This is a genomic window from Geobacter argillaceus (genome assembly GCF_007830735.1).
In the GTDB taxonomy this organism is placed as follows: Bacteria; Desulfobacterota; Desulfuromonadia; order Geobacterales; family DSM-12255; genus Geomobilibacter; species Geomobilibacter argillaceus.
Genome location: NZ_VLLN01000001.1, coordinates 144,110 through 170,963 on the forward strand (window position 1 = coordinate 144,110; position 26,854 = coordinate 170,963).

22 protein-coding genes are annotated in these 26,854 nt (G+C 58.5%); 17 read left to right on the forward strand and 5 right to left on the reverse strand.

What is annotated here, in order from left to right:
• Positions 1-7: 7 nt before the first annotated feature.
• Positions 8-472 (reverse strand): cache domain-containing protein, encoded by a 465-nt coding sequence (locus JN12_RS00630; RefSeq protein ID WP_145017041.1) that lies wholly within the window; start codon positions 470-472, stop codon positions 8-10.
• A gap of 254 nt (positions 473-726) precedes the next feature.
• On the opposite strand from JN12_RS00630, the gene JN12_RS00635 reads away from it, so the two are divergent.
• A complete protein-coding gene (locus tag JN12_RS00635; protein ID WP_145017043.1) occupies positions 727-3,192 on the forward strand; it encodes a methyl-accepting chemotaxis protein in 2,466 nt (821 codons plus the stop codon).
• A gap of 114 nt (positions 3,193-3,306) precedes the next feature.
• Here JN12_RS00635 and JN12_RS00640 read toward each other — a convergent pair whose 3' ends face one another.
• From JN12_RS00640 to mqnB, 4 genes are all read right to left on the reverse strand, one after another.
• The gene (locus JN12_RS00640) at positions 3,307-3,765 is read right to left on the reverse strand and encodes a septal ring lytic transglycosylase RlpA family protein (protein ID WP_145017045.1); all 459 of its coding nucleotides are present in this window, start codon (positions 3,763-3,765) and stop codon (positions 3,307-3,309) included.
• 102 nt (positions 3,766-3,867) lie between these two features.
• A complete protein-coding gene (locus JN12_RS00645; protein ID WP_145017047.1) occupies positions 3,868-5,475 on the reverse strand; it encodes a PAS domain S-box protein in 1,608 nt (535 codons plus the stop codon).
• Between the two features lie 62 nt (positions 5,476-5,537).
• Entirely contained in the window at positions 5,538-6,398 is an 861-nt protein-coding gene (locus JN12_RS00650) for a 1,4-dihydroxy-6-naphthoate synthase (RefSeq protein ID WP_145017049.1), read from the reverse strand.
• A gap of 24 nt (positions 6,399-6,422) precedes the next feature.
• Entirely contained in the window at positions 6,423-7,175 is a 753-nt protein-coding gene (gene mqnB, locus JN12_RS00655) for a futalosine hydrolase (RefSeq protein WP_145017052.1), read from the reverse strand.
• 231 nt (positions 7,176-7,406) lie between these two features.
• Here mqnB and gspC point away from each other — a divergent pair, with 231 nt between their 5' ends.
• From gspC to gspN, 16 genes are all read left to right on the forward strand, one after another.
• Positions 7,407-8,294 carry a type II secretion system protein GspC gene (gene gspC / locus JN12_RS00660; RefSeq protein WP_145017054.1) on the forward strand — a complete coding sequence of 296 codons (888 nt, stop codon included), beginning with the start codon at positions 7,407-7,409 and terminating at the stop codon, positions 8,292-8,294.
• Entirely contained in the window at positions 8,281-10,296 is a 2,016-nt protein-coding gene (gene gspD / locus JN12_RS00665; protein ID WP_145017056.1) for a type II secretion system secretin GspD, read from the forward strand. Before gspC ends, gspD begins: the two co-directional genes overlap by 14 nt.
• Before the next feature lie 548 nt (positions 10,297-10,844).
• The gene (locus JN12_RS00670) at positions 10,845-14,657 is read left to right on the forward strand and encodes an RHS repeat-associated core domain-containing protein (RefSeq protein WP_281287701.1); all 3,813 of its coding nucleotides are present in this window, start codon (positions 10,845-10,847) and stop codon (positions 14,655-14,657) included.
• 359 nt (positions 14,658-15,016) lie between these two features.
• On the forward strand, positions 15,017-15,898 hold the full coding sequence (locus tag JN12_RS00675; RefSeq protein WP_170241802.1) for an IS110 family RNA-guided transposase: 882 nt from the start codon (positions 15,017-15,019) through the stop codon (positions 15,896-15,898).
• A gap of 66 nt (positions 15,899-15,964) precedes the next feature.
• Entirely contained in the window at positions 15,965-16,945 is a 981-nt protein-coding gene (locus JN12_RS00680; RefSeq protein ID WP_246125681.1) for an REP-associated tyrosine transposase, read from the forward strand.
• Between the two features lie 110 nt (positions 16,946-17,055).
• A complete protein-coding gene (locus JN12_RS00685) occupies positions 17,056-18,222 on the forward strand; it encodes a right-handed parallel beta-helix repeat-containing protein (protein ID WP_145017062.1) in 1,167 nt (388 codons plus the stop codon).
• Between the two features lie 42 nt (positions 18,223-18,264).
• Positions 18,265-19,827 carry a type II secretion system ATPase GspE gene (gspE, locus tag JN12_RS00690; RefSeq protein WP_145017064.1) on the forward strand — a complete coding sequence of 521 codons (1,563 nt, stop codon included), beginning with the start codon at positions 18,265-18,267 and terminating at the stop codon, positions 19,825-19,827.
• Entirely contained in the window at positions 19,808-21,019 is a 1,212-nt protein-coding gene (gspF, locus tag JN12_RS00695) for a type II secretion system inner membrane protein GspF (protein ID WP_145017066.1), read from the forward strand. The genes gspE and gspF overlap by 20 nt, the downstream gene beginning before the upstream one ends.
• A gap of 67 nt (positions 21,020-21,086) precedes the next feature.
• Complete coding sequence (gene gspG / locus JN12_RS00700; RefSeq protein WP_145017068.1) at positions 21,087-21,527, forward strand: type II secretion system major pseudopilin GspG; 441 nt, start codon at positions 21,087-21,089, stop codon at positions 21,525-21,527.
• 37 nt (positions 21,528-21,564) lie between these two features.
• The gene (locus JN12_RS00705; protein ID WP_246125683.1) at positions 21,565-22,074 is read left to right on the forward strand and encodes a prepilin-type N-terminal cleavage/methylation domain-containing protein; all 510 of its coding nucleotides are present in this window, start codon (positions 21,565-21,567) and stop codon (positions 22,072-22,074) included.
• Positions 22,071-22,436: a type II secretion system minor pseudopilin GspI gene (gene gspI, locus JN12_RS00710; RefSeq protein WP_145017072.1), complete on the forward strand. Its 366-nt coding sequence runs from the start codon at positions 22,071-22,073 to the stop codon at positions 22,434-22,436. The genes JN12_RS00705 and gspI overlap by 4 nt, the downstream gene beginning before the upstream one ends.
• Entirely contained in the window at positions 22,420-23,049 is a 630-nt protein-coding gene (locus JN12_RS00715; protein WP_145017368.1) for a GspJ family type II secretion system protein, read from the forward strand. The genes gspI and JN12_RS00715 overlap by 17 nt, the downstream gene beginning before the upstream one ends.
• Positions 23,046-23,966 (forward strand): type II secretion system minor pseudopilin GspK, encoded by a 921-nt coding sequence (gspK, locus tag JN12_RS00720; RefSeq protein ID WP_145017370.1) that lies wholly within the window; start codon positions 23,046-23,048, stop codon positions 23,964-23,966. Before JN12_RS00715 ends, gspK begins: the two co-directional genes overlap by 4 nt.
• Before the next feature lie 170 nt (positions 23,967-24,136).
• Complete coding sequence (gene gspL, locus JN12_RS00725; RefSeq protein WP_145017074.1) at positions 24,137-25,447, forward strand: type II secretion system protein GspL; 1,311 nt, start codon at positions 24,137-24,139, stop codon at positions 25,445-25,447.
• Positions 25,444-25,992 carry a general secretion pathway protein GspM gene (locus JN12_RS00730; RefSeq protein WP_145017076.1) on the forward strand — a complete coding sequence of 183 codons (549 nt, stop codon included), beginning with the start codon at positions 25,444-25,446 and terminating at the stop codon, positions 25,990-25,992. The genes gspL and JN12_RS00730 overlap by 4 nt, the downstream gene beginning before the upstream one ends.
• Positions 25,989-26,831 carry a type II secretion system protein GspN gene (gspN, locus tag JN12_RS00735; protein ID WP_145017078.1) on the forward strand — a complete coding sequence of 281 codons (843 nt, stop codon included), beginning with the start codon at positions 25,989-25,991 and terminating at the stop codon, positions 26,829-26,831. Before JN12_RS00730 ends, gspN begins: the two co-directional genes overlap by 4 nt.
• Positions 26,832-26,854: the final 23 nt, after the last annotated feature.

The window sequence follows — 26,854 nt, forward strand, 5'->3', positions numbered from 1 at the left end:
TCATTCGTTAGTTCACTTCGCGATAAACCCCGCTCCCAATCCACAGTGTGTCATCTACTTTCTTGACGAAGGCGTCCTTTCCTTCGACCTTTTTCGTCTGGGGGTGCGTCCATTTGTACTTGAACCACCCCTCCCCTTTGCTGGCCTGTTCAATAAGACCCTTGATGACAAATACCCCGTCGGGATCCTTCATATCGATGAGATTTTTGCCGATCAGTTTTTGGTTGGCACCATGGGCAAGGACTTCACCTTGGAAGTCATAGGCAAAGATGTAGAGGTCTTTATTAACGAACCCACCCTTTGGGTTGTTAATTTCGGCAAAGGCCTTATCCTTACCCTGTTCCTTGATGTATGCGACACATTTTTCCACCAGGACCTTGGCCTCATCTTTGGAACCCCGTTCGTCGCCCCATACAGCAGTGGTCAATACACCAAAGGCAAGCAGGCACACAATTGACAGTAATTTCTTCATGAACAACCTCCTTGAATATGGCTTAGAGAATGTGTTTCTCCGTTTTGTACGTTAGCTGTTCGTCCCAACACACAATTTCTTTAGTAATAATTTAAAGTTACGAGTCCGTGGTGACGATAATCCGTAAAAAGCCATGGTTCGGAATACCATCTGACAGAGACGGTGTTTCCGCAGCCCGGGCGAGAGCAGATGCAAAACATGAAGAGCCGTTCCGGAAAGCCTATTTCATTCCGTGAACCGCAGAGGGGTGCCACGTGACATTAAAGCAAAAACTGGTTGTCAATATGACGTTGACGGCGTTGGGCATCGTCATTATTGCCGGGTTTTCGTTGTCAGGAATGCGCTTTGTACAGAACAAGCTCCATGTCTTGACGGAGCAGAGTACACCCTACCAGCTCAAGGTTTATGAGCAGCAGCGTGCCCTGCAGGAGCACATCGGCAATCTGCTTCGTTTCTCGGTTGTGACCACCTCACAAGAACTTGTGACGACCAGGCAGAATGCCGAAAAGACACTTGCTGCAGTCGAAAGGGTGACGACGGAACTGGCCGCCTTTAAGGGGGAGACGAACCTGAGCGACAGCCAGATGACGACCCTGCGCGAGATTACGCGCGAGATAGAATCTGCCTCGTCGGCACGGATTGCCGCTTTTGATGAAGTCCAAAAGGCCCTTCGGCAGATCGATGTGAGCCTGGAGAGGATCGGCAGTTCCCTTAAGGGGGTCGACCGTACCATGAAAGGGACGCAACAGAAGATGGTGCGGGATATCGCTTCGGCGAACGACTCTTTCAAGCGCTCATCTGCCAGGATCAAGGCGGTTCAGCAGGCACTCGGCCACCTGAACGACATAAAACTGGCACTCACCGAGCTTTCCGCAGCCGAGGCAAGCGAAGAGGTCGCTTCGATACGCAGCCGACTTGATGGTGCCGTTAAAGCCCTGGGCGCCACCACCGTTCTGAAGGTCGAGAAGGGAACAAAGAGTATCCGGGAGCTGGCCGATTCTTTGGCCGATTTCGGCAGGAACTACCCTGTGCTGTGCGACGCCGTCTCAGTCTCTCTCGATCCGCGCGATGAAGTTAAGCGGGCCAGGGCGTTGGCGGACATATCAAAGTCCATGAAGGTGGTCAACCGGCATATCCGGGCGCTCGGCGAGACAATTGAGGCCTCGAACCAGGCAGCTGCCAGCGATGGCAAGCATCTGGACGAGACACTTGCAAATTCTGTGGCAGTGAGTGCACAGCTGGCCAAAAACGGCGACCTCGTCTCGTTGGGTGCGGAGGTCAAGGCGCGGGTTCGCGACATGTTTACCGCGCGTAACCAGGCAGAGTTGGACCAGACAAAGGGAGATATCAATGCCCTTCTCGCCCGGGCCGACTCGCTGCGCCAAGGGCTCCGTGGCGTCACCGGGATAGATGCCGTGGCAGCGAATTTCAGCGCCATCAACAGCGCCTTGTTCGGCCAAAACGGCGCCTACGAGCGGCTGACGAACATTGTCGAGGTCACGGCCCAGGCAACTGCCTCTGCTGAACGCCTCAAGAGGATTGTCGCCGAGCAGAGAAGCCTTGGCGACAGTGGCGTCGAAAAGGCCAAGACAGCCCAAGCCCTGGCAATCACCAGCGTCAACTCTATGTTCCGTTCGTCAATCATACTGGTGGTTTCCATCGGGGCGGCCGTACTGGCCCTTGCCATGTTCTCCAGTCGACACCTGCTCAAATCGGTCATGCGCCCTATTGGTGACCTGGAGCAGTTTGCCGCACAATTTGGCAATGGAGATTTTTCGACAAGGCTCGATGCCCAACGCAAAGATGAGTTCGGGGTACTTGCAGCGGACTTCAACGGGTCGAGCGAGACTCTAAGCGAAATCGTGGTCGAATTGACTGGGGCCATCAAAAAAATGGTCGGCTCGGTCACCGACCTTACCAATGCTGTCACCACCATCGACCGCGCAGTCGACATGCAGGCTTCCCTGGCCCAAGGGTCGGCCACCGCCATAGAACAGATGTCGGCTACTGTCAGCGATGTGGCCAAGACTGCCGTCAACACCTCCGAGTTGACCGCTCAGTCACAACGCACGGCCCGGGCGGGACATCAGGCCGTCGCAGAAACGGTAACTGCCATGACGGGGATTGCCGCTGCGGTCAGCACGGCCGCGACAGTAATGACGAGGCTTGCCGAGAGTTCCGAGCGAGTGGGCGGGGTTGTCGGCGTAATAAACGAGATAGCCGACCAGACCAATCTCCTTGCCCTCAACGCAGCCATCGAAGCGGCACGGGCCGGTGAGCAGGGTAAGGGTTTCGCCGTAGTTGCCGATGAGGTTCGCGCTCTGGCAACGAGAACAACCGAGGCAACCAAGGAGATTGCCAATATGATTGGTGTGATCCAGTCCGACATAAATTCGACGCAAAAAGCCATGAATGAGGGACGCAAGCAGGTCGATGTCGGAGTGACGTTGGCTGGCGGAGCCCAGAAATCCCTCAATGAGATCGTGACCGTTTGTGACAGCGCGTCACAGATGGTTGCCCAGATTGCCACGGCCACTGAGGAACAGGCAGCGACTGCGACCGAGGTATCGTCAGGGGTTGTGAAAATGTCTGAGATGTCAGAACAAACCAGGGCGGCGGCAGGGCAGATAAGTGCAGCTACGGCAGAGCTTGAAAAGCTGGCAGCCGAGTTGGGTCGGCGTGCGTCCTGGTTCAAGTCGGGCTCCGGAGCGGCTATTTAGGTCGACAGCCAAGAAAACAATCCTTGCAGCGGACAATAAGAGCAACACCTGTGAACAAGAAAAGAGGCCGGGTTTCCCCGGCCTCTTTTCTTGTTTTCGCCCAGATGATTTTTGTTAGGAAGCTTGTTCTTCGGTCTCTGTCAGGGAAATGATCCGCACCTTCGTCATCCCCTTGCCGAGAAAACGGAGCTCCCTGGCCGCTGCCTGTGACAAGTCGATGTGACTCGACTTTCTCTTGCGGCAACGGTCGTTGATGGTAACAACAACCTCCCGATCATTGGCCAGGTTAACCACCTTGACCTTGCTTCCCATCGGCAGGGTTGCATGGGCCGCCGTCAGTTTCTGCGGATTGTAGCGCGCCCCGGAATATGTCCGCCGTCCATTGTACTTCCTGGCGTAGTAAGTGGCGGTCCCTGCCACGCCTTTGGCCACTTCATCCGATTTAGCGGCCGGTTCTTCTTGCGACGTCTGTGCAAGTCCTTCTGCCTGCAGGGGAAGTGTGTGGAACGCAAGGAACAGCTGGCAAATCACCAACATGAGCGCCAGTCTGCCCCCCAAGTTCAGTTGCGCCATGCGCACCTCCTTCTTGGGCGAGGCGTTCTTATAGCACAGGCGTCACACAGGGGTCAAGTAAAAGGCGAGGGGTCAGGAGAATTAGTTCTATTTTACAGCATGTTACCCATCGCAGCCAACACCATCACTGCCGGTGATGCGCTGCAACTGCTCGGTCAACTGCTTCAGCTCGGTCATGTCATGAATGGTGACCACCGTACCGGTGACCTCGTCCCCTTGGTCCCTGAACTGATACGGATTCAGAACAAACCAGCGACCGGTCGGCTCGTGTGACAATTCCATACTCTGGAGGAAAATGGTGCCGGTACTCAATTCACGACTGTACAAAAGTTCGGTCCAATCGGCACCGATGATCCGTTCATAGGGAATCCCCATGAACTCCTGAAAGGCCTTGTTGCAGCGTACGATCTTCCCCTGCCGGTCCCCCAGAATCACCATGTCGCCAATGCAGTCCAGGGTACGTTCCCACTCCTTCTTGGCCTGTTCCACCTGGGCGAAATAACGCTTCAGCTCTTCATGATTCTGGTACAGCTTGACCTGGCTCCGGAGCAGTTCCTCCTCCAGTTGGCGTTTCTCGGTTATATCGTGGGCAACTACGATGAGACAGGCCTCCTCGCCGTATTCGATAACCTCCGCAGACCAGAGCATGGTCCTGATATCCCCGGACTTGACCCGGAAGTGGACCTCCAGATTCCGCACCCGGCCATACTCATCCAGATGCTTCAGCATATTGGCCCGGTCCTTCGCATCCTGCCAGATGCCGAGCTCGACCGATGTACGGCCGATCACTTCGTCACGGCTATAACCGGTGGTCTGCAGGTACGATTCGTTCACCTCGATGTACCGTCCATCAGCGATCCGCGTGACCACGATCCAGTCGGGGCTGTTGCGAAACGCCATGGAAAACTTCTCTTCCATCAGGCGCAGTGACACCTCGGCCTTCCGGCGCGTGGTGATGTCCTGGATGGTACCGACCATCCGCATCGGGTAGTCGGCCCGATCGTACGTCACCTCCGCCTGACAGTCCACATAGCGCTCTTCGCCGTTCGCCAGGGTAATCCGGTATTCGATCTGGTATGGCTTTCGCTCATAGAGCGCCTCGTTGATCGCTCGATTGACCAGAAGCTTGTCGTCCTGATGCACAAAACCGAGAAACGACTCGTAGGTGGGAGAAAAGTTACCGGGGCGCAGGCCAAAGATCCTGAACACCTCGTCCGACCAATGGAATTCACCGGTGGCAATATTCCAGTCCCAGTTGCCCAAGTGGGCAATTCGCTGGGCCTTGATCAGCCCCTCCTCGCTGCGGCGCAGCGCCTCCCCCTGGCGCCGCCGCTCCATGGCATAACGGATGATGCGTTGCAAACCGGCCGGCGTGATATCGTCCAGAATCAGGAAGTCAGCGGCTCCGGACTTCAGGGCATTCAGATCGTATCCGCTTTCCTCCCGGCTCGCCACGATGATGACCGGAACCAGACACCCCTGCTGCTGAATCCGTTGCATGAGCTCGACGCCGTTCGTCCCTTCCAGGCGGTAGGCGATCAGATAGACGTCATGGGCAGCACTGAGGAGCTTCTCCGGTGCCGAGGACAAATCATTGCAGTAATCAAGGTCGTAGGCAAACCATGTCACCCTGTCCAGCAACTGGAGCAAACAGTGGCGGTTGTCGCCGGAATCATCGACCAGTAGTATACGAATCTTTTCGTTGTACATGTTCTTGACTCAGGGCTCGGGGTAAGGGCCGGATTTTTACGTCTTATGTCTCGCTTACTGCTTCACGATTCAAACAGGTTGCCCTCGAAACGAGGTATCACACCACGTTCCTCGGCCAGCCGAAGCAGCGTGGTCACTGCGCTTCTCCCCTCCTCGGCCAGGTCGAGGGAAAAATCGTTCACATACAGGCCGATGTGGGCCGCGCAGACCTCATCGGCCATCTCCTGGGCGTGGTCGCGGATATACGGCAACGCAACCTGCGGATTGTTCCGGGCATGGAGCAGGCTCGCCCGGATGGCAGCAACAACGGTCCTGATCGTTTCCACGCCCAGAGAGCGCCGCGCCACGATTCCGCCCAGCGGGATCGGGCAACCGGTGGTCTCCTCCCACCAGGCGCCGAGGTCCAGGAGCTGCACGAGCCCCTGCTCCCGGTAGGTGAAGCGGGATTCGTGAATGATCACCCCGGCCGCCACCGCGCCGCGCTCGACCATCCCCATGATCTCGTGAAACGGTACGAACAGCAGGTTGGCCAGGGAAGGATCGAAGAGCCGCAGCAGCAGGCAGGCCGTGGTATACCGGCCCGGTACGGCAATCGGCTTCCCCGCCAGGTCCGCCAGGGTCGTGCCGGGGCGTGCCACAATGAGCGGTCCGCAACCGCGCCCCAGCGCCCCTCCTGCCGACAACAGGCAGTACTGGTCCCGCACATGGCCGAGCAGATGGTAGGAGATCTTGCTTACATCCAGTTCCCCGGCCAGGATCAGCGCGTTCAGGGTCTCCACGTCCTCCAGCCGTTCATGGAAGACGATACCGGGGGATGGCACCAGTCCGTGCACCAAGGCGTGGAAGATATAGGTATCGTTGGGGCAGGGAGAGAAGCCCAACGACAGGTTCGAGGTTCGAGGTTCGAGGTTCGAGGTTTTCATGGGGCGCCGTATCCAGTCTGTAATCTAATAGTTTTCCAGGTACTTCAGCAGAAAACGCTGGGCCATCTCCGCTGCCAGCGGAATGTCCCAGCGGGAAATATCCCGGTCCTCCACCATGTTGCTGATCCCCCGCACCTCCAGGGCATCCACTCCGTAAAGTAGTGCCACATGGGCCACAGCAGCACCTTCCATGTTTTCGCAGATGCCGTTGAACAGCCGGTAAAGTTCTGCACCCCGGACAGCCGTGCCGCTGCAGGTGGAAACGGTGACAAACTTCCCGCGCCGGATCTGCAGATTCAGGGACATCCCCAACTGGAACGCCTTTTCCGCAGCCTCCAGTGACAGGGGAAACTCGTTGGCATAGCGGTTCCCCCGCCGCTCCACGGAAGGAATGCCGATCAGTTCCAGGGAATGCCAGCCGTCAGCGGTCAAGACCCCTTCGTCGCCATAAATCTCTGCCGTCGCAATTGCCAGCTCACCCACCCGCATGCCGGTCTCGGGATAGGCCCCACCGCAACCGGTATTGATGATGAGGCTCGGCTGGTAGCCGGCCACCAGGGCGGTCACTGACGATGCGGCGTTCACCTTGCCGATCCCGGTAATGGCCAGGACCAGACGGTGCCCGGCGAACTCGCATTCCCAAACAGGGCGGGGTTCAGTGCCGGGCGCCAGTACCCCTCCGGTCTCCCGCACCAGTTGGGCAATCTCCCGATCGGTTGCGGCAGTGATCAGGAGCGGACCAACGCCCTTTCGCCCCTCATTTATGGCTGCACCCATCACAGACTCCCGTTTAGCATCAATCATGAAATTCCGCACACTATACCTTTATTCAAGGCTGCATACAAGAGCTGAACAGTTTAACTGTCAGTCAAACCGGAGCATTCCCCCGCTGCTTCCTCGACTCCCGCCAAACCCGCTCCCAGCGGTCGGCAGATGCTCTTTTCCCTTGCATACTGCGGGCATTTTGATACTATTTCCCCGCATTTCACCCTCGCGTAAGGCCTTGGAATGGACAAACTGGTTGCCCCCATAAACATCCTTCTGACCGTACTCGTCATCGCGGCCCTCGCACTCATCACCTCTGACCTGGCTACCTTCAGGCTCGGCCGGCTCTTTCCCGGAACGTCGATGGGAAAATCGCGGCCAGCACCTGCGATAGCGGCACCGGCCGAGGACCTCGCCTCTTTCGGCACCATTCTCGACAAAGGACTCTTCGGTCCGGCGACCCGGGGAAAACTCACCCCGTTTGTTGCCGCGCAGTCCCAGCAGAAGGGAGCAGCCACCGTTTCCCAAGGCGACCTGATACTCCTGGGGACTGCCATCGGCTCGTTCCGTGAGACCTTCGCCCTGGTCCAGCGCACCAGCACCAGGGAAGAGCGGGTATTCCGCCTCGGAGACAGCGTCTTCGACTTGGGGCCACTGATGACGGTGAAAAAGGAGTCGGTCTCAATCAAGGCGGGCGGACAGATCATCACCCTCACCTCGCCGACTGCCGGCGGTGGCATGCCGGGCAGCCAGCCGCCTCCTGCGACGGGGCAGCCGGGGCCGGGCGGAACGCTCGCCGCCCAGGTCGGCGCCGGCAGCTATGTAATCGACCAGCGGGCACTGAATGCGTCCCTGGACAACATCGGCCAGGCCATGACCGATGCCCGGCTCCTTCCCAGCAGCAAAGACGGGAAGGTGGAAGGATTCCGAGTTTCCGAAGTCAAACCCCAGGGGATCTTCGGCACGATCGGGATCAGAAACGGAGACGTGCTCCTGCGGATCAACGACTTTCCCATCGACTCCCCGGAAAAGGCAATCCAGTCCTTTGCCTCTCTGAAGGGGCAGAACCGGATCAAGCTGGACCTGATCCGAGACGGCCAGCCGACGACATTCACCTATGACATACGATGAATCAGGCAACGGCAGCGATAACGGCAACGAACACCGAACCGGTGCCGCCTTCATCGCTGCTCCTGCCTGCCCGGAGGTTCCCATCGTGAAGAGACGTTCCCATACCATCATAATTGCCCTGCTCCTCCTGCTGCTGACGCTACCACTCCAGGCCTTTGCCGCCAAGGGGGTCGTGCTCAACTTCACCGACGTGGACATCTCGACCATGGTGAAATTCATCAGCGACCTCACCGGCAGGAACTTCGTCATGGACGAACGGGTCAAGGGGAAGATCTCGGTCTACTCGCCTGCCAAGCTCTCCCCCGAAGAGGCGTTCAACGTTTTCACGTCGGTTCTGGAACTAAAGGGGTTCACCCTGATCCAGGCCGGCAGGGTCAACAAGATCGTTCCGACCGCGGCAGCCAAGCAGCTCGGAACCCGGCTGCTCACCGACGCCGAGAAGGTGCCGGTGAACGAGACCTACGTGGCCAGGGTCATCTCCCTGGAGAACGTCGCACCCCAGGAGGCGGTCACGTTCCTCCAGCCCCTGGTCTCCAAGGATGGCTACATCGCGCCGTTCGGACCGGCCAACATGGTGCTGGTGGTTGACTCCGCCCTGAACATCCGCAAACTCCTGGAGATTGTCGACCTGATCGACACGGAAAAACCGCGGGAAAAAGCGGAGCTGGTCTTTCTGCAGCATGCGGCAGCCGACGCTCTGTCCAAGGTGGTCCAGGAGTGGCTCGCCGGCCGTGCCGGCAAGGCGCCGACCCAGCCGGGCCAGCCAGCCCAGACCGGCGGCCTCGTGGTGGCCGATACCCGACTGAACGCCCTGGTGGTCTTCGGCAGCGACAAGGACAAGGAAGAGGTGAAGCGGTTCGTCGCCCTGCTCGATGTCCCGCCACCCACTACCAGCAGCAAGGTCAACGTCTATTACATGGAGAATGCCGACGCCACCGAGGTCGCCAAGGTCCTGGACGGCGTGGTCAAGGGGTCGGCCGCCGCTCCTGCTCCGGGCCAGCCGGCAACGGCTCCCCAGCAGTCTCCTTTCGAGGGGGGGAAAATTACCATTACCCCGGACAAGGCGACCAACTCCCTGGTTGTCATGGCCTCCCCCAACGACTACCAGAACCTCCTCCAGGTGATCCAGAAGCTGGACAAACGGCGGCGACAGGTCTTTGTCCAGGCACTGATCGCCGAGGTCTCTCTGGACAAACTCAAGAGCCTGGGGGTACAGTGGGGGGCGCTCGGAGGCTCTTCTAACAACACTGCCACAGTAGCTGGGTCATATGACCCTCAGGGTGTCTTTAACCAACTTTTCAGCGTTCTGTCTGCATTGAAAGGCGCCGGAATAACCATCCCCGACCTTACTGGAACGCCGGTAAACTTCGCAGTAGCCATTCAAGCGCTCGAAACAAATGGAATTGCAAACGTTCTCTCCACCCCCAACATTCTCACCTCCGACAACAAAGAGGCTGAAATCTTCGTTGGAGAGAACGTCCCATTCCGGGGTAGCATCACCTACAACTCCAGTCTCCCCAACTCTGCTCAGCAATCCATCGAACGGAAGGACACCGGCATAACGTTGAAGATCACCCCACAGGTAAGCGAGGGGGAATATGTAAAACTTGATATCTACCAGGAGATCTCTGCTGTCAAGGATGCGAACAGCACGGGAGCCGCCGCCGACATAACCACCACCAAACGTTCGGCCAAGACCTCGGTAGTAGTGAAAAACCAGGAGACCGTTGCTATTGCCGGGCTGATCCAGGACAAAGAACAGGAGTCTTACAGCAAGGTACCGATCCTGGGAGACATCCCGCTCCTGGGGTGGCTCTTCAAGACTAAAAACAAATCCAGGAACAAGACCAACCTGATGATCCTGCTGACCCCCCGCGTCATCAAGGACGCCAGGGACCTGGCCGAGGTTTCCGAGCGGCAGCGAGAGAAGCTTGACGAGGCGATCAAGCGGACCACGCCGCTGGATATCCCGGCTGCACTGAAGCAACCCGCAAAGCCGTAACAATAACCCGACCATGAGAGAAGGGCTTGAAGAGAAACTCCAATTTGACCACGGATGAACACATATTTTCACGGATTCGTTGTGCCATCTGCAGGCCATGAGGAACCGCGATGTTCAGAGATCTTGGAGTGAATATGTCAAGCAGCCGGATAAAGTTATGGCGTCTGCTTGTTATTACTGCTCTCTTGAATGTATCCGTTTCTTCATCGGCATGGGGAGCTTGCGACACTTCAAAACCCGGAAGCTGGGTGCAAACGGGCACCACCTATGCGGACTGCGACAATGGTCAGATATGTGCAGGCCAGTATGCTTACGATACGGTGGATAGAGTAACCTACTCATGTGGCGGGAGTGGAGGGAGTTCCCCGGGTTACCTGTATTGTGAAAGCGTAAACGGCACGACTAAAAGCCTGACGACTTACGGTTTTACCGTGGTCCCCGGGTATGTATGGTGGGATGGTTCGGTTCATTTCCACAAAGATGCTTCCGGCCCAAAGGCACCGATCTGTTCGTGTGACAACCAATATAGTCCGGGCTCCACTCAAGTCATGGTTGCCTATGTGAATCAGGTATTTCAATGGCAATGCAATCCAACCTGTGATGACGGCATTCAGAACCAGGGGGAGACAGGAGTCGATTGCGGCGGCCCTTGTTCGCCCTGTGAAACATCCGGCGACCAGAACCACGGTGGCGGAGGGGCTAACAACCCGTCGCCGGCCCCCAATACAGGACCGGACCCGAATCCAGGACCGCCGTCTCCACCCTGTGACAGTATTCCCAAGGCCCCACTTAGCTCAAAAGCGGACGTCGGCAGCGGCAGCTATTCGCATGACCAGGTGCTGTTCGCAACCAGCGGTACCTTTTCCACGACCTTCTCCCTCTATTACAACAGCCTCAACAGAAACATCAGCCCGCTCGGCAGGGGGTGGAGCCACGGTTTTGGCGCGAAACTGATCGGCCCCTCGCCCAGCGACGCCAACCATATCTACCTGCGGTCCGGCAACGGCGTGATCACAGTTTTTACGCTGACCAACGGCCAATTCCTTCCCCCTGCCGGCGACTCGTCCACCCTTACCCGGAATCCCGACAACACCGCCGTCCTGACGAACCGGGACGGTCTGACCTACAATTTCGACACGAGCGGCAGCCTCACCCAAATTGTCGACCGCCACAACAACAGGACAATCCTGACATACACCAACGGCGACCTTACGCAGATCACCGATGCCCTGGGCCGCAGCATCACCCTCGGCTATGATCTCACCGCCACGCCCCATCGGCTCACCACGGTCACCGATCCGGCCGGCAAGAGCTACGACATACAGTACCAGAACGGACGGCTCTGGCGGGTGCTGAACCCTCTAGCAGACGCTGCCAGCATGGTGCGAGGTTACTGGGAGTACATCTATAACGCCAAAGAGCTCATGGTAACCAAGAGGGACCCTAACGGCAATACCAGCAGCAATGCTTACTACGACGATCTGAGGGTACAAAGCAGCATTGATCCGGACGGGGCAATAACACCGGCAGGGCATACCCGTAGCTTGGTTTTTAGCTCCTTGACCGGCACGCTCCTTACTACCACCCTGACCGAGAAGGACGGCACCCTGTGGACCTACAGCTACGACACCCAAACCGGCCTTCTGAAGAGCAAGAGCCGCCCCGACGGGAAGGCGACCAGCTTCACCTATTATGCCGACAAACGTCTCAAATCGATGACTGTCCCGTACGACGGGGCCAAGCTCCTCACCACCTTCTACACCTACGACGGCAATGGCAACATGCTGACCGAAACCAACCCGGTCGATCTCTCCGTCTACACCCCGGCCATTGATCCGGAAACCGTAACCGACCCGGCGACCCTGGCCAGCCTCACCCCGCCGATCAAGCCGGCTTACCGCTACACCTACGACACCGCCCATTACGACCGGCTCACCAGCGTAAGCGACGAGCGGGGCACAACGCCACTGCTCACCACCTACGGCTACACCACGGAAAATGGGGGCGACGTGGTGACCACGACCGCGCCGGGCAATCTCGTCACCGTCGCCAAATACAACCCGAACGGCACGATCAGGCAGTTCATCGACGCCAACCAGAAGCCGACGAGCTACCTTTATTATCCTGATACAACCGTGAATCGCACAGCGGGCATCGTCGGGCTGTTGCAGACGGCCACCGGCCCCGACGGGGTGTCGGTCTCTGTCACCGGCTACGACAAGAACGGCAATCCCCTGGAGATCAAGACTATCGGCACCGACGGCAAGGAACTCCGCACCGTCCGGGCCTACGACGCCCTGAACCGGCTACGGACCGTAACCAGGTACGCGGCCAACCTCCCCGACAACGTCACCACCCTGAACTACGACAACAGCGGCAACCGCACGTTGGTCATCGACCCGGAGCAGCACGAAACCAAACACGAGTACAACTACAACCACCAGGTCACCAAGATCACGACCGGCACCGGCGTCAACAAGGCCGACACGGTCCTGACCTACGGCGCAACCGCCTGTCCCTCCTGCGGCAGCGGCGTGGACAAGCTAACCGCAGTCACCGACGCCAAGCAGCAGACCACCGGCTTCAGTTATGACAATCTGGGCCGGCTGCAGTACGAAACCGACCCACTCCAGAAGAATATCCACTACACCTACTACGACAGCGGCCTCGTCAAAGAGAAATACGATGCCACCGCCACCCCGGAAAAACTCCTGGTCACCTATTACTACGACAACCTGGGAAGGCTCACCAGAAAGCTCTACGCCGACGGCTCGGACGCCACCTACAGTTACAACCCCGACGGCACCCTCCATACGGCGGCCAACCAGCATATCAGCTACCTCTACGACTACTATGACAGCGGCCGGCTAAAGAGTGTCAGCGACAGCAACGGCCGCACCATCAGCTACGACCGATACGACGGCCTCGGCCAGCGGCAACAGGTCACCTACTTCCCAACTACTGCCGATCAGCGGGTCATCAGCTACACCTACGACACGGCCAACCGGCTGCAGAGCATCACCAGCGCCGCCGGGCTGTTCACCTTCGGCTATGACAGCCTGAGCCGGCGCAACTCCTTCAGTTACCCGAACCAGATCACCGGCAGCTACGGCTATGACGACCTGAACCGACTCACCAGCCTCACTCATCAGAGCCAGGCCGCAACTATCGCCGCCTACGGCTACAGCCACGACCAGGCAGGGAACCGCAGGACCAAGACCGGCACCTTCAACGAATCCTACAACTACGAAGAAACCTACCGCCTGATGCAAGCTACCACCGCCAGGGGGACGGAGAAGTACACCTACGACCTGGTCGGCAACCGCCTGACCGGCCCCGGCCCCAAGGACACCGGCTACCAGTACGACGCGGCCAACCGGATGACCAAGGGGAGGCAACTCGGCTACGATTACGACAACCTGGGGAACCAGACCACCAGGACCATCCCCAACGCCGCCGACAAGAACTGGACCCTCACCTGGAACTTTGAAAACCAGTTGACGAAGATGGAGAAGAGCAAAGGGACCACCGAGAAACGGACCGTCACCTTCAAGTACGACCCGCTGGGGAGGAGGATCGAGAAGCAGCTGACAACACTCATCGCCGGCGTTACCAAGACAACGACGTACAATTACGTATACGATCAGAACAACATTGCCCTGGAAATCCAGACCGACAGCAACAATGTAGTCACCAAGACCTTCAACACCCACGGCCCAGGGGTTGATGAGCACTTGGCCATGGAACGCAATGGCAGCTTCTATTATTTCCATCAAGACGGGATAAAGAGCGTTACCGCCATTACCGATTCAAACCGGAATGTTGTCCAAAGCTATGAATACGAAAGCTTCGGCAGGCCGACGCCCTCAGCTAATTTCCGGAACAGTCTGACTTACACGGGCAGGGAGTGGGATAAGGAGACAGGGTTGTATTATTTGAGGTACAGATACTATGATCCGATGGACGGACGCTTCATAAGCCGCGATCCGATCGGCTTTAGAGGCGGAATAAACCTATATTCGTACGTTCAAAATAATCCAATTAACTTTATCGACCCGCTGGGGTTAGCTCCTTCACATGGAACTTTGCAAAACATTCAAACTCAAGCGAGTGTCTTTGCCGCAGGTGCTTTTTTTACTCCACCGCCATTAGATGCTGTTGGTATTGCGGTTTTTGGAGGCATAGCTGCAGGAGCAGCAATAGCCGATCAACATTATTATCCTGAAGATCCTGTTGTTACTGCCGTTGGTGAGTTGGCTAAAGCATTGATGAGGGCTGATCCACCAGCCAGTTTGTTGACTAATGCATTAATAGATTCAATACTAAGTCCAATAAAAGATGCTAAAAAACAATGCAAATAACAATGAGAGGGCACTATGAACTATGTAATTATAGGTCTTGTAATAGTCATAATAAGTATCTGGATTATTAAATATAGCAGTATTCTTGGTGCTATCATGTTAATTATCGGACTAAGTATTATGATGAAAGGTAAGAAAAATATGGATAATAAGTAAACAGAGAATAAAGGGCCATGCAGAGAAAAAGACATGGGGTGTCAAAAGACATGGGGTGTCAGACCTACACTTTTGACATCAGAGGTTTTGTCGCATGTGTAGGCCTGATAATCATATAAAAGGCACCTCCTGGCATAGCGAGGAGGCAAAGACTTCCTGATATGCTGTTACAGAGACCAATCTCTAACATCAGGAGGTGCCCAATGAAACTGTACTCTGGAATCGATCTGCATTCAACCAACAGCTATTTGGCAATCATTGATGAAAGCGGAAAACGCATCTTCAAGGAAAAGCTGCCGAACGAAATTGCCACGATCACCGAGAAGCTTTCCTTGTACAGCGGCACACTTGAAGGCGTAGTCGTCGAATCAACTTACAACTGGTATTGGCTTGTCGATGGGTTGATGGCTGAAGGATTCACCGTACACCTGGCGAATCCTTCAGCCATCCAGAAATATTCAGGTCTCAAGCATGTGGATGACAAACACGACGCCTTCTGGTTGGCCGAGATGCTGCGGCTCAACATTCTGCCGGAAGGCTACATTTACCCGAAGGAAGAGCGGCCGATCCGTGATCTGCTCAGAAAGCGGAGTCACTTGGTGAACCTGAGATCGTCGCTGCTTATCAGTCTTCAGAACATCATCACTCGCAATTGTGGCGCGAAGATGAAAACGAATGACATCCGACGCCTTCGCGAAAACCGTGTCCAGCCGCTCCTGGCGGGCAATGAAGACTTGGCCCTTGCCGGCCAGGTAAGCAAAGACTCCATCGACTTTTTGACTCGACAGATACGGACTATTGAGACATTCATCGAAAAGAAGCTTGAACTCAGGGATGCCTACCAGAATCTTGTGACCATTCCTGGCATTGGCAAGATCCTGGGCCTGACCATCATGCTCGAAACCGGCCCGGTCGAACGTTTTGAAAAGGTTGGCAACTATGCTTCGTACTGTCGGGCCGTCTCTTCGCAATGGACCAGTAACGGCAAAACAAAGGGTAAGGGGAACAAGAAGAATGGCAACAAGTATCTTTGTTGGGCTTTCTCCGAGGCTGCCGAATTTGCCAGGCGTTTCGACAAAGCCTAAGAGGTGTCAAAGCCTAAGAGGTGTCAGACCTACACATTTGACAAGATAGCCTTCTTTGATACTCTTTTGATTCTGAATAGCTACAGCGATCAAAGGAGAAAAACCATGGGCAGGCCGCTACGAATCGAATTTCCTGGCGCACACTATCATGTGACATCGAGAGGGAACGAACAAAAGGATGTATTCAAGAGCCAGAAAGACAGAGAACAATTTCTTTCGTACCTCGAATCGGCGGTATTCAGATATGGGGCCGTTATCCATGCCTATTGCCTGATGAGCAACCACTATCATCTGCTGCTGGAGACCCCCTCCGGTAACCTGTCGCAGATCATGCAGCATATTAACGGGGCATATACCAACTACTTCAACGTCAAGCGAAAGCGATACGGTCATCTATTCCAGGGACGTTATAAAGCGATACTTATAGAGGCCGACGAATACGCGAAAGAGCTATCCCGCTACATCCATCTCAACCCGGTTCGGGCGGGAATGGTATCCAGGCCGGAAGAATATCGGTGGTCGAGCTACCTCGACTATATCGGGGGGAGAAAAAGCCCTGAATGGTTGAAGACGGTATTCATCCTTGATTACTTCGGCAAGGGCAAGAACGCCTGCAAGAAATATCAAAAATTTGTTGAAGACCTGATTGAACGTGAGTACGAAAGCCCGTTGAACGGGGCAAAAGCCGCGACCATCTTGGGCGGTGCGGAATTTGTGACCGAAATTGCAGCCAGGCATGTTGACGGCAAACAGCATGGCCGGGATCTGCCGGCGGTAAGGAAACTATCGGCCAGGCCCACCATGGAAGCGATCATCGAAGCGGCACGGAATCTTGCAGGAAACGACAGATTATCGGAAAAGGTCGGCATCTACCTCTGCCACAAATACAGCGGAGCCAAGTTGAAGGAGATAGGCGAGCGGTTCGACATAGGTGAATCGGCGGTATCGCAGTCGAGCCGCAGGTTCGCGCAGGAGTTGGGCCAAGATGAAGAGTTGAGGAAGCTTGCCGAAAAATTGAGAGCAAAACTGGATCTGTCAAAAGTGTAGGTCTGACACCCAGCCAAGCACCCAGCCAAGTAGGACGTCCGATAATCAGTCAGCATTATGTAGGATTCTGAATGCAGCCTAACTACAGACGGTTGATGGGATTAATTAAGATGCGTAGCGGGAAAAAACTCATTGCATTAATAATCGTTGCCTGCCTTTTTCTTCTGCTTAAAAGCAACGTTTTCGCTGCCACTGATGGCATCTACATTCTTTCCGAAACCACGTATTCCTGGGACGGCACCGACGCCAGCCGTCTCAATAATCCGACTCCCGATTACGATTACAGCCACGGGGACGAAAACCGCATCACCTACACCCTGCCGTGGCCATTCACCTTCTATGGTCAGTCCTTCACACAGATCACAGTCGACACCAACGGCAACGTCTGGTTCGGTGCAAACGGAAACGCCAATTCCTTCAATCTGCCGACTACCGGACCGGTCATCTCCGCATGGAACAACGACCTGTCGTCCCTTTACCAGGGCGGCGTCTTCGTGCAGCATAAGACCAACCCCGAACGGGTGGTAATCGAGTGGCAGGCGGAAACATACAGCGACGAAGGGTCATTCAGCCCCAACATCTTCGAGGTGGTCCTGTCCCCCAATGGGAGCATGAGGGTTGACTATAAAGTATTCAGCGCCATTAACAGCGCTGACTTCGGTTCCGGGATTTCGAAGAACGACGGGAGCCACTATCTGAATTTAACCGCCAGTGTCGCTCCCGTATACAACGTGGCCGGCCGCTCTTTTGCCATAACCGGTGCACCCCGAGTGCTGAATCTCGTCTTTGCCGGCACGGGGAACGGCTTCATCACCATCGCGCCTGCTGGAACGGTCTGCAACACCAACTGTACTTCGACATTTCCGTCCGGCACCCAACTGACGCTTTCTCCGGCTGCGGCCTCCTACTCCTTGTTCACTCGCTGGCAAAACGGCCTGTGTGCCGGGACCGGAGTCTGCCTGTTGACACTGAACGCGGACACCACTGAAACTGCGCTCTTCGACTACGACGCCGCCCATCAGGTAAGCATCGGCGGCACCGCAACGACATACTACTCCACCATCCAAGCCGCTTATAATGCCGCTGCGCATGGGGATGTCATCAAACTCTGGGCAACTACCTACACTGAATCCCTCGTCTGTAATAGACCATTGGAGGTTACCTTCCAAGGGGGGTATGACAGTGGTTTCACGAGCATAATCGGCGAACTGATTTTGAATGGAAGCCTGAGCATTCTTGACGGCGTTGTAATCGCAGACGGATTAAGAATTCGTTGACAACGAAACAACAAAAAGCCAAGTTAGCTTCTCGAGAGAGTCATGCCGAACATATATGATCAAGAACAGATAGCCGAACGCCTCGGCCTCCCCTTCCAGGCCACCATCGACGACAACCAGGTCGATGGTGGCCTGCTCTCCCGTCTTCCCCTGACTTTTGCCCGGAAGCACGCCCTCCTGCCGTTGCGCCAGGAAGAAGGACGGCTGCTGGTGGCCCTGGGGGAGCCGACCGATCTCCTGGCCCAGGACGAGGTCGCTGCCATCTTCGGCCTGCCGCTCCAAGGGATTGTGGTGCCGCGGCAGGAGGTGCTGGACGCGGTCAACCGCCTCTACAGCCGCTTTGCCGGCAGCGCCCGGGAGGTGGTGGCGGAACTGGCCGGTGAAGACCTGTCAGCCATCGCCACCGAGCTCTCCCAGCCCCAGGACCTCCTGGACCTGACCGACGAGGCGCCGGTTATCCGGCTCCTGAACTCGATCCTGTTCCAGGCGGTAAAGGAACGGGCCAGCGACATCCACATCGAACCGTACGAACGGGAGTTGGACGTCCGCTTCCGGGTCGACGGCATCCTTTACAAGATGCTCGCACCGCCCCGGGTGATCCTGGACGCCCTGGTATCCCGGGTGAAGATTATGGCCGGGCTGAACATCGCCGAAAAGCGTCTTCCCCAGGACGGTCGCCTGAAGGTCATCGTGGCCGGCCGGGAGGTGGACATCCGGGTCTCCATCATCCCCACCTTTTTCGGCGAACGGACCGTGCTGCGCCTTTTGGACAAGCAGCGGGGGGTGCTGTCGCTCACGGACATCGGCTTTTCCGACCGGGACAAAACCGCCATGGAGCGGCTCCTCACCCGGTCGAACGGCATCCTCCTCGTCACCGGCCCCACCGGCAGCGGCAAGACCACCACCCTCTATGCGGCCCTTTCCCGCCTGAACGCGCCGGAGAAGAACATCATCACCATCGAGGACCCGATCGAGTACCAGTTGGCCGGGGTCGGGCAGATCCAGGTGAATCCGAAGATCGACCTGACCTTTGCGCAAGGGTTGCGCTCCATCCTTCGCCAGGACCCGGACATCGTCATGGTGGGTGAGATCCGGGACGCGGAGACGGCCGAAATCGCCATGCAGGCCTCCCTCACCGGCCACCTGGTCCTGTCCACCCTGCACACCAACGACGCCTCAACGGCCGTCACGCGGCTGGTGGACATGGGTATCGAACCGTTCATGGTCGCCTCCACCCTGACCGGGGTCCTGGCCCAGCGGCTGGTACGGGTCATCTGCCCCCACTGCCGGGAAGAGTACCAGCCGGAGCGGGAATACGCCGGCATCACCCTCCCCCCGCGCCTCTACCGGGGTCGCGGCTGCGACCACTGCTTCGGCCTGGGAATGCTGGGGCGGATCGGCATCTACGAGATGCTCCTCATCGACAGCGAACTCTGCTCCATGATCATCAAGCGGACCCCTGCCGGCGTCATCAAGGAATACGCGGTCTCCAAAGGAATGCGCACCCTGCGGGACGACGGCCTGGACAAGGCCGCGGCAGGCATCACCACCATCGAGGAGGTGCTGCGGGTGACCCAGGACGATTATGCCGACCTTCCAGTATAGGGCATATCGGGCCGACGGCCGGGAGACCAGCGGCACGGTCGACAGCGACAGCATCCGGACGGCGCGGGAACGGCTGAAGCAACAGGGGCTGCTCCCCATCGACCTGGTGCCGGCAGACGAGGCCCCGGCCAAGGGGCTGTCGCGAACGTTTCGCAGTGGCGTGCCGGTAGCCGAACTCGCCCTCTTCACCCGGCGGCTGGCCACCCTGGTCTCCTCGGCAGTGCCGATCCACGAAGCCCTCACCGCCCTCCTGGAACAGGAACGGCCGGGCGAACTCCGCAAGGTCCTGGGAAGGGTGCGCGACCGGCTGTCGGAAGGGGCCGGGCTGGCCAAGGCGATGGGCCGGGAACCGCGCATCTTCAGCGAGAGCTACGTCAGCATGGTCGCGGCCGGCGAGGCGAGCGGCGCGCTGGACCAGGTGCTGGAGCGGCTTGCCGACTTCCTGGAGGGACAGGAGGTGGTCCGGAGCAAGGTGACCAGCGCCCTTGCCTACCCGATCCTGATGGTGGTGGTGGGGAGCGGGGTGATGCTCTTTCTGCTCGCCTTTGTCATTCCCAAGATCACCGGGGTCTTTGCCGACAACAAGGCGGCCCTGCCGCTGATCACCGTTGCCCTGATTGCCGTGAGCAACGCGCTACGCAAGGGGTGGTGGCTCATCCTCATCCTGGTCGCAGCTGCGACGTTCATCTACCGCCGTCTGGCACAGAAGGAGGAATTCCGCCTCAAACGGGATCGGCTCCTGCTGCGCCTCCCCTTTGCGGGGGCACTGGTCCAGAAGCTTGTCCTATCCCGCTTTGCCCGGGTTCTTGGCCTGCTCCTGGCCAGCGGTGTACCGGTCATCCGGGCACTGGAGATCACCGGCGAGGCGGTGGTGAACCGGGCCTACCGTGTCGTCCTGGCCGAGGCTCGATTGGAGCTGGCGGAGGGGGGGAAACTCTCGGCCAGCCTGGCACGGAGCAGCGTCTTCCCACCGCTGTTGGTCCACATGATCGCTGTGGGGGAAAAGAGCGGCACGCTGGAAGGGATGCTGGAGAAATCGGGCAGCGCCTATGAGCGGGAGTTCGAGGCCTCTGTGGGGCGCTTCCTGGCCCTCCTGGAGCCGCTTCTGGTCCTGGCCATGGGGCTGGCGGTCGGGCTCGTGGTAGTGGCGGTGCTGCTCCCCATCTTCCAGTTGAACCAGTTGGTGAAATAGGCTTAGCAACTGAACCCTTCTCCCTCAGGGAGAGGGAACTACACTAACCTCATTGGAGGCTTTTTGCATGAATTACCGACGTAACAACCACGGCTTTACCCTGATTGAGATCATGGTGGTGATCGTCATCCTGGCGCTCCTGGCGGCCCTGGTCGGGCCTAAGATCATCGGCCGTTCCGACGATGCCAAGATCGCTGACGCCAAGGTGCAGATCCGCAACATCGAGACTGCCCTCAAGCTCTATAAGCTGGACAACAGCGTATTTCCCGCCACCGAGCAGGGGCTGCAGGCGTTGGTGACCAAACCGACCATCGGGACGATCCCCAGGAACTACAAGGCAGAGGGGTACCTGGAGAACAAACAGCTCCCCAAGGACCCGTGGGGAAACGACTACATCTACCTCTCCCCTGGTGAACACGGCGATTACGACCTCTGCTCCTACGGTGCCGATGGTGCCAAAGGCGGGGAAGGAAAGGCGGCGGACATCTGCAGCTGGAACATGCAGTGAAAAACCGTGACTGGTGACTCGTAACTGGCAGGAGAACATGATGGGGGATACGAGTCACGGCTTCACGCTCTTAGAGCTGCTGGTGGTGGTTGCCATCCTGTCACTCACCGCGGCCCTGATTTTCCCGCTCCTCCCCTCCACCGAGGCGGGAGCGCTCCGGGGTTCGGCCCGGGGGGTGGCGGCCATGCTCCGCTACCTCGGCGAACAGGCGATTACCACCAAGACCGTGTACCGCCTGCACCTGGAACCGGGCGGCACCGGACTGACGGTCATGAAGCGGCTCGCCTCGGGCGATGAAGTCCTGCCTAGCGACACCCTGCTGACCAAGCCGCTATTGGCGTCAGGGATCACCATGAGCGACGTGGAGACCGGCCGGCTCGGCAGGGTGACCGGCGGCGAGGTCATGGTCGATGTCGGCCCCGGCGGCCTGGCCGACCTTTTGGTCATCCACCTTCAGGGAAAGGGCGGCGAGAACTACACGGTCACCGCCTATCCGGCCAGCGGCAAGGTAAAGGTGGCAAGCGGCTACCAGGAGGCCGGGTTATGAATCGGGGGACCTGGACCGGGGCGAGAGGGTTTACGCTCCTGGAGGTGCTGATCGCCCTGGCCATTATGGCCGGCGTCGTCACCACCGTGATCTCCGTCTTCAACCAGCATCTTTCGGTTGTGAGCAGGGACAAGGAGGAAACAATCGCCCTGCTCCTGGCGCGGTCGAAGATCGACGAGCCCGGCTTTCGCGACCTGCCGGCCGGCAGCAAAGGAACCTTTGCCCCCCAGTGGCCGCTCATCGCCTGGGAAACCGCCACTGCCCCGACTGAGCTCCCGGGCGTCAGCCGCCTCACCCTGACGGTCACCTGGGACGGAACCCGGAGAAAACTCTCCCTTGTCCAGTATGTGGCAAAACTGTAGCCGGACCAGGCATAGCGCAGCACGAGGCTTCACGCTGCTGGAGGTACTGATCGCCCTGGCGCTCCTCTCCCTGGTGGCAGGCGCCCTCTACGGCACCTTCTTTTCACTCACCGCCGGCCGGGAAGCGGCAACAGCGGGCATGGAGACCCGCCGTGAGCTGCGGAGCAGCCTCGATCTCCTGCGTCGGGAACTCTCCGGTACCTATTACGTCCGGGGAAACAAGCGGCTGCATTTTGTGGTGGAAGACCGGGACGAGTACGGCAACCCTGCATCGATTCTGGAGTTTACCGCCATTGCCCCGCCCTCTCCGGACAGCGGCAGCTCAGACCAGATCGTGGTCCGCTACCAGCCGGTAGTTACGGATCAGAAGATGGTGCTCACCCGGCAGAGCCGGGATCTCTACCTGGAAGGCGATCCTCCCCGCTACCCGCAGATGGAAGAGTTGTCCGGGTTCCTGGTGGAATGCTATGACGGCGGCAAGTGGGTGAAGAGCTGGGATACCGCCATCAACATGGGGTTGCCGAAGGCGGTCCGGGTGACGGTCTCGGTAAAGGACGGGGAGCGGACCGTCGACTTTTCGACCATAGCCACCCCGCCGATAACCGGACCATGAAGGGGGAGCGGGGATTTGCACTCGTCCTGGCCCTGGTGATCACGGCCATCCTCGTGGCCCTGGTGACGGAGTTCATCACCGAGGTCTACGTGGACACGTCGTCCCGGCAATACGCTGTGGACGCCCAGCAGGCAAGCCTGCTCGCCGAATCCGGGATGACCGGCTCCATCAAGCTGCTGCAGCGTGAACTGGGGGGGCAGAACTACTCCTCGCTCCAGGACCGCTGGGCAACGCCGCTGGTCCTGGAGGAGGAAAAGGGCTCGCTCCGGGTGACCGTCGAGGAGGAAAACGGCAAGCTGAGCCTGAACCACGTGGCGCTTCCCAACGGTACCTTCAATGAGGCCTACTATGGGATAGCAGTCAGACTGCTGAAAAAGCTCGGACTGTCGCCGGACCTGTGCGATACCCTGGCCGACTGGGTGGACGAAAACGAGGAACCCCATCCCGGCGGGGCGGAATCCGCCTGGTACATGGCCCGGAAACCTCCTTACCACGCCAAGAACAGCAGGCTGGAAACCCTGGAGGAACTTGCCTTGGTAAAGGGTTTTAGCGGCAAGACACTGGAGCAGCTTCGTCCTTTTGTCACGGTCTATGCCGATGACCCGGCAGCGCCGGCAGCGCCTATCAACATCAACACCGCCCCCAGGGAGCTGCTGCTGGCCCTGGATGACCGGATGACCGACGCGCTGGCGGATAGCATCATCGAGTACCGGAAGACCACCCCCTTCAAGTCCCCGGCCGAACTGACCCGGGTGTCGGGGATGGAAACCATCGCCACCGGCCTCCAAACCGTGCTGAGAACCAAGGGGAGCGTCTACCGCCTGCGGGCCGAGGCGACCGTCAACGGCACCATCAGGGTCATCGAGGCGGTGGTCCGACCCACAGGTCCAACCGTCCTGTATTGGCGGGAGTATTAGACAGGGACCGGTAAAAGCAGAATTGTAGGTTGGGTTAGCGTCAGCGTAACCCAACATATACCGCTGATTCGTCGGGTTACGGCGATACAACCGCCTAACCCAACCTACGTTAGTTCAAGAGTTACAGGGTACTAGCCCCATCGGTCCGGGACTGCATCTTTCGAGGAATTATGGATATCCAGATCATACAACTGAACGACGGAGAAGTAGTCTTTGCCCGCTTTCGCCGGGAGCGGGACCGGCTCCTGTTTCTCGACGGGTTCTGTCATGACTGTGCCGACCGTGCCGTTCTGGCCGAGCTCATTGCCAGCCATCTCCTCCCCCATGTGGAAACTTCACGGATTATTCTCTCCCTGCCGCCGTCGCTCCTCACCCTGCGGGAAATAGCCCTGCCGATCACTGACCGGCGCAAGCTCCGGGAGATCCTCCCGCTGGAACTGCGGGGCGAAACCGCCCTGGACAGCGAGGAACTGGCCTGTGATGCCATTCCACTGGCTGAAGGCGTTGTCCTGGCCGCCTGGTGCCCGCGGGAAACCGTTGCCGACCTGATCCGGTTCCTGGCCGACAACGGCGTTGAGCCCGAAATGGTCACCTCCGCCTTCCTCGACTGGGCCGACCTTCTTCCCCGGCCCGGCGATGCGGCAATTACCGACGGTTCGGCCGTGGCACTCTTCCAGGGAGGGAAACAGGTCTTCTGCCGCACCCTCCCTTCGGCAGCGCCGAGCGAACTGGCCAGGACCCTCAACGCCCTTGAACTCGGCAAAGGGCTCACCGTTGCCACGGTCTTTGCCATCGGCGCCGCCGCACGGCAGGAGCCTTCCGGCGAAACCTTGCCCAAGGTTACGCCGCTGCCAATAGACGGACCGCTGGCCGAGACCTTTGCCACTGACCAGGCAGCAGCCCGCGACCTGGCGGCTGCCTTTGCCGCGGCCAGAGCCGTCTGCTTCGGTGCACCGCTGGACTTGCGCAACGGTCCCCTTGCCTACACCCGAGGACACGAAAAGCTCCGGAAACAGCTCCGTCTCACCGCCATCCTTGCCGCAGCCGTCGTTACCCTCCTCTTCGCCGAGACCGGACTCCGCTGGTTTCTCGCCACGCGCGACCTGGATTCCCTGAACGGCTCCATCCGGACCATCTACAAAGACGTCTTCCCGGGCCGGACAAAACCGGTGGACGAGGTTGCCGAGCTGAGAGCCGAAATCCGGCGACTCGGCAGCAGTTCCGGCAGCGGCGGAGTCCTGGCAACACTGAGACTCCTGGCCGACGCCAAAGGGGACGAGGTGACCGGCATTGTGGAGACCGACCTGGACGGCAGTCAACTCCGGATCAAAGGAGACGCCCGTTCGGCCCAGGCTGTCAACGATTTCAAGGCCCGCCTGAAACCGGTGTTCGCCTCGCTTGAGGTTGGCGAGATCAAATCACGTCCCGACGGCAGTGTCACCTTCTCCCTGAGGGGCACGCTTAAGGAGGGGGGAAAATGAGCGTCCTCGACCGGGTGAAAGAGACGTACGACCGTATGGACCGGCCAATACGCCTGCGCATCGGCATTGCCATCGCAGTCGTCCTTGCCCTCGCCATCCTTTATTCGGCGGCCAACGACCAGGTGAAACGCCTTGGCAGTAAGCGCCAGAGCCGGGAGGCTGCCCTTGCCGAGATGATGGTGCTGCGTCAGCGCTTTCGCGAGGCGAACGCCGGTGCCCAGAAACTCGCCAACCGCCTCTCCGCGGTGAGGGCCGACGACTCGCCTGCCAAACTGATCGATGAAATCGGCATCAAGGGAAAAGGGAGCCAGATCCGGCCCGCGAAGGGGGACGAACGGCCCGGCATGGTGGAAGATGCCGCTGACGTTAAGCTGGAAGGGCTTACGGCCAACGAGGCCGTTAACCTGCTCCATCGTCTGGAAAAGGGGACGAAACCGGTCATGATCAAGAAGGCCCTGGTGAGGACCCGCTTCGACGACCCGGCAAAGCTCGATCTTTCGCTGACCCTGGCCCTGCTCAAACCGGCCCCCCAGGGAGCGCGATGACCATTCCCCGCCCTGTCATCATCGCTGCCGCCAGTACGGGCGGAGTACTGCTCTTCCTGCTCCTCAGTCTCGCGTTCATTCCGGACCGGGCTCTGGAGCAGGCCGTGGCCAGGACGCTGACAGCGGATGGGTTCACCTTCAAGGCAGTAGCTTTCGGCAAGGCCTTCCCGCTTGGACTGCAGGGAAAGCGTCTGGAGATCGGTACTGACGCAGGGCCGATCCTGGTCCTTGACCGGGCCGCGATCCGTCTCAAAATCCTCCCCCTGCTGACCGGCCGCGTTACCGTTGCCCTCGACGGCAGGATCGGCGCCGGCACCATAAACGGCACCATCACCGTTGCACCGCAGAAAAAACTGGAGTTGACGATAAGGGACCTCTCGCTCGGCGCCGTCCCATTTTTTGCAACCGTCGCCGGAACGCAGGCAAAGGGGATCGCACGCGTCAGCACCACGATTCAGGGGGTCGGCTCCGGAGCAAAGGGAACCATGCAGCTGCAAGTACGCGGGGCGGAACTGAACGGCATCAAGATCGGCGAGACCCCGCTACCGGATGCGGCGTATCGCGAAGTACAGGGAATGCTCAGGGTCGGTGGCGGCAGGGCAAGCCTGGAGAGCTTCACGCTCCAGGGGGACGGCCTGTATGTCCGACTCAAAGGCGACATGCCGATCAGCGCCCCCCTCAACGCCTCTCCCCTCAATCTGACTCTGGAACTTATGCCCAAGCCGGAATTTCTGGAACGACAGAAATTCGTGTTTCTGCTCCTGGTCAAGTACCTGATCTCGCCGGGACACTACCAGATCCCGATCCGCGGCACCCTGGCAAAACCGCTGCTGCAGTAAACATCGGCAGCCATAGACACTGC

Excerpts from the sequence above, each read along its gene's own strand:
- JN12_RS00630 (WP_145017041.1), bottom strand. The coding sequence starts at position 472 with ATGAAGAAATTACTGTCAATTGTGTGCCTGCTTGCCTTTGGTGTATTG.
- JN12_RS00640 (WP_145017045.1), bottom strand. The coding sequence starts at position 3,765 with ATGGCGCAACTGAACTTGGGGGGCAGACTGGCGCTCATGTTGGTGATT.
- JN12_RS00645 (WP_145017047.1), bottom strand. The coding sequence starts at position 5,475 with ATGTACAACGAAAAGATTCGTATACTACTGGTCGATGATTCCGGCGAC.
- JN12_RS00650 (WP_145017049.1), bottom strand. The coding sequence starts at position 6,398 with ATGAAAACCTCGAACCTCGAACCTCGAACCTCGAACCTGTCGTTGGGC.
- mqnB (WP_145017052.1), bottom strand. The coding sequence starts at position 7,175 with ATGGGTGCAGCCATAAATGAGGGGCGAAAGGGCGTTGGTCCGCTCCTG.
- gspC (WP_145017054.1), top strand. The coding sequence starts at position 7,407 with ATGGACAAACTGGTTGCCCCCATAAACATCCTTCTGACCGTACTCGTC.
- gspD (WP_145017056.1), top strand. The coding sequence starts at position 8,281 with ATGACATACGATGAATCAGGCAACGGCAGCGATAACGGCAACGAACAC.
- JN12_RS00670 (WP_281287701.1), top strand. The coding sequence starts at position 10,845 with ATGGTTGCCTATGTGAATCAGGTATTTCAATGGCAATGCAATCCAACC.
- JN12_RS00675 (WP_170241802.1), top strand. The coding sequence starts at position 15,017 with ATGAAACTGTACTCTGGAATCGATCTGCATTCAACCAACAGCTATTTG.
- JN12_RS00685 (WP_145017062.1), top strand. The coding sequence starts at position 17,056 with ATGCGTAGCGGGAAAAAACTCATTGCATTAATAATCGTTGCCTGCCTT.
- gspE (WP_145017064.1), top strand. The coding sequence starts at position 18,265 with ATGCCGAACATATATGATCAAGAACAGATAGCCGAACGCCTCGGCCTC.
- gspF (WP_145017066.1), top strand. The coding sequence starts at position 19,808 with ATGCCGACCTTCCAGTATAGGGCATATCGGGCCGACGGCCGGGAGACC.
- gspG (WP_145017068.1), top strand. The coding sequence starts at position 21,087 with ATGAATTACCGACGTAACAACCACGGCTTTACCCTGATTGAGATCATG.
- JN12_RS00705 (WP_246125683.1), top strand. The coding sequence starts at position 21,565 with ATGATGGGGGATACGAGTCACGGCTTCACGCTCTTAGAGCTGCTGGTG.
- gspI (WP_145017072.1), top strand. The coding sequence starts at position 22,071 with ATGAATCGGGGGACCTGGACCGGGGCGAGAGGGTTTACGCTCCTGGAG.
- JN12_RS00715 (WP_145017368.1), top strand. The coding sequence starts at position 22,420 with ATGTGGCAAAACTGTAGCCGGACCAGGCATAGCGCAGCACGAGGCTTC.
- gspK (WP_145017370.1), top strand. The coding sequence starts at position 23,046 with ATGAAGGGGGAGCGGGGATTTGCACTCGTCCTGGCCCTGGTGATCACG.
- gspL (WP_145017074.1), top strand. The coding sequence starts at position 24,137 with ATGGATATCCAGATCATACAACTGAACGACGGAGAAGTAGTCTTTGCC.
- JN12_RS00730 (WP_145017076.1), top strand. The coding sequence starts at position 25,444 with ATGAGCGTCCTCGACCGGGTGAAAGAGACGTACGACCGTATGGACCGG.
- gspN (WP_145017078.1), top strand. The coding sequence starts at position 25,989 with ATGACCATTCCCCGCCCTGTCATCATCGCTGCCGCCAGTACGGGCGGA.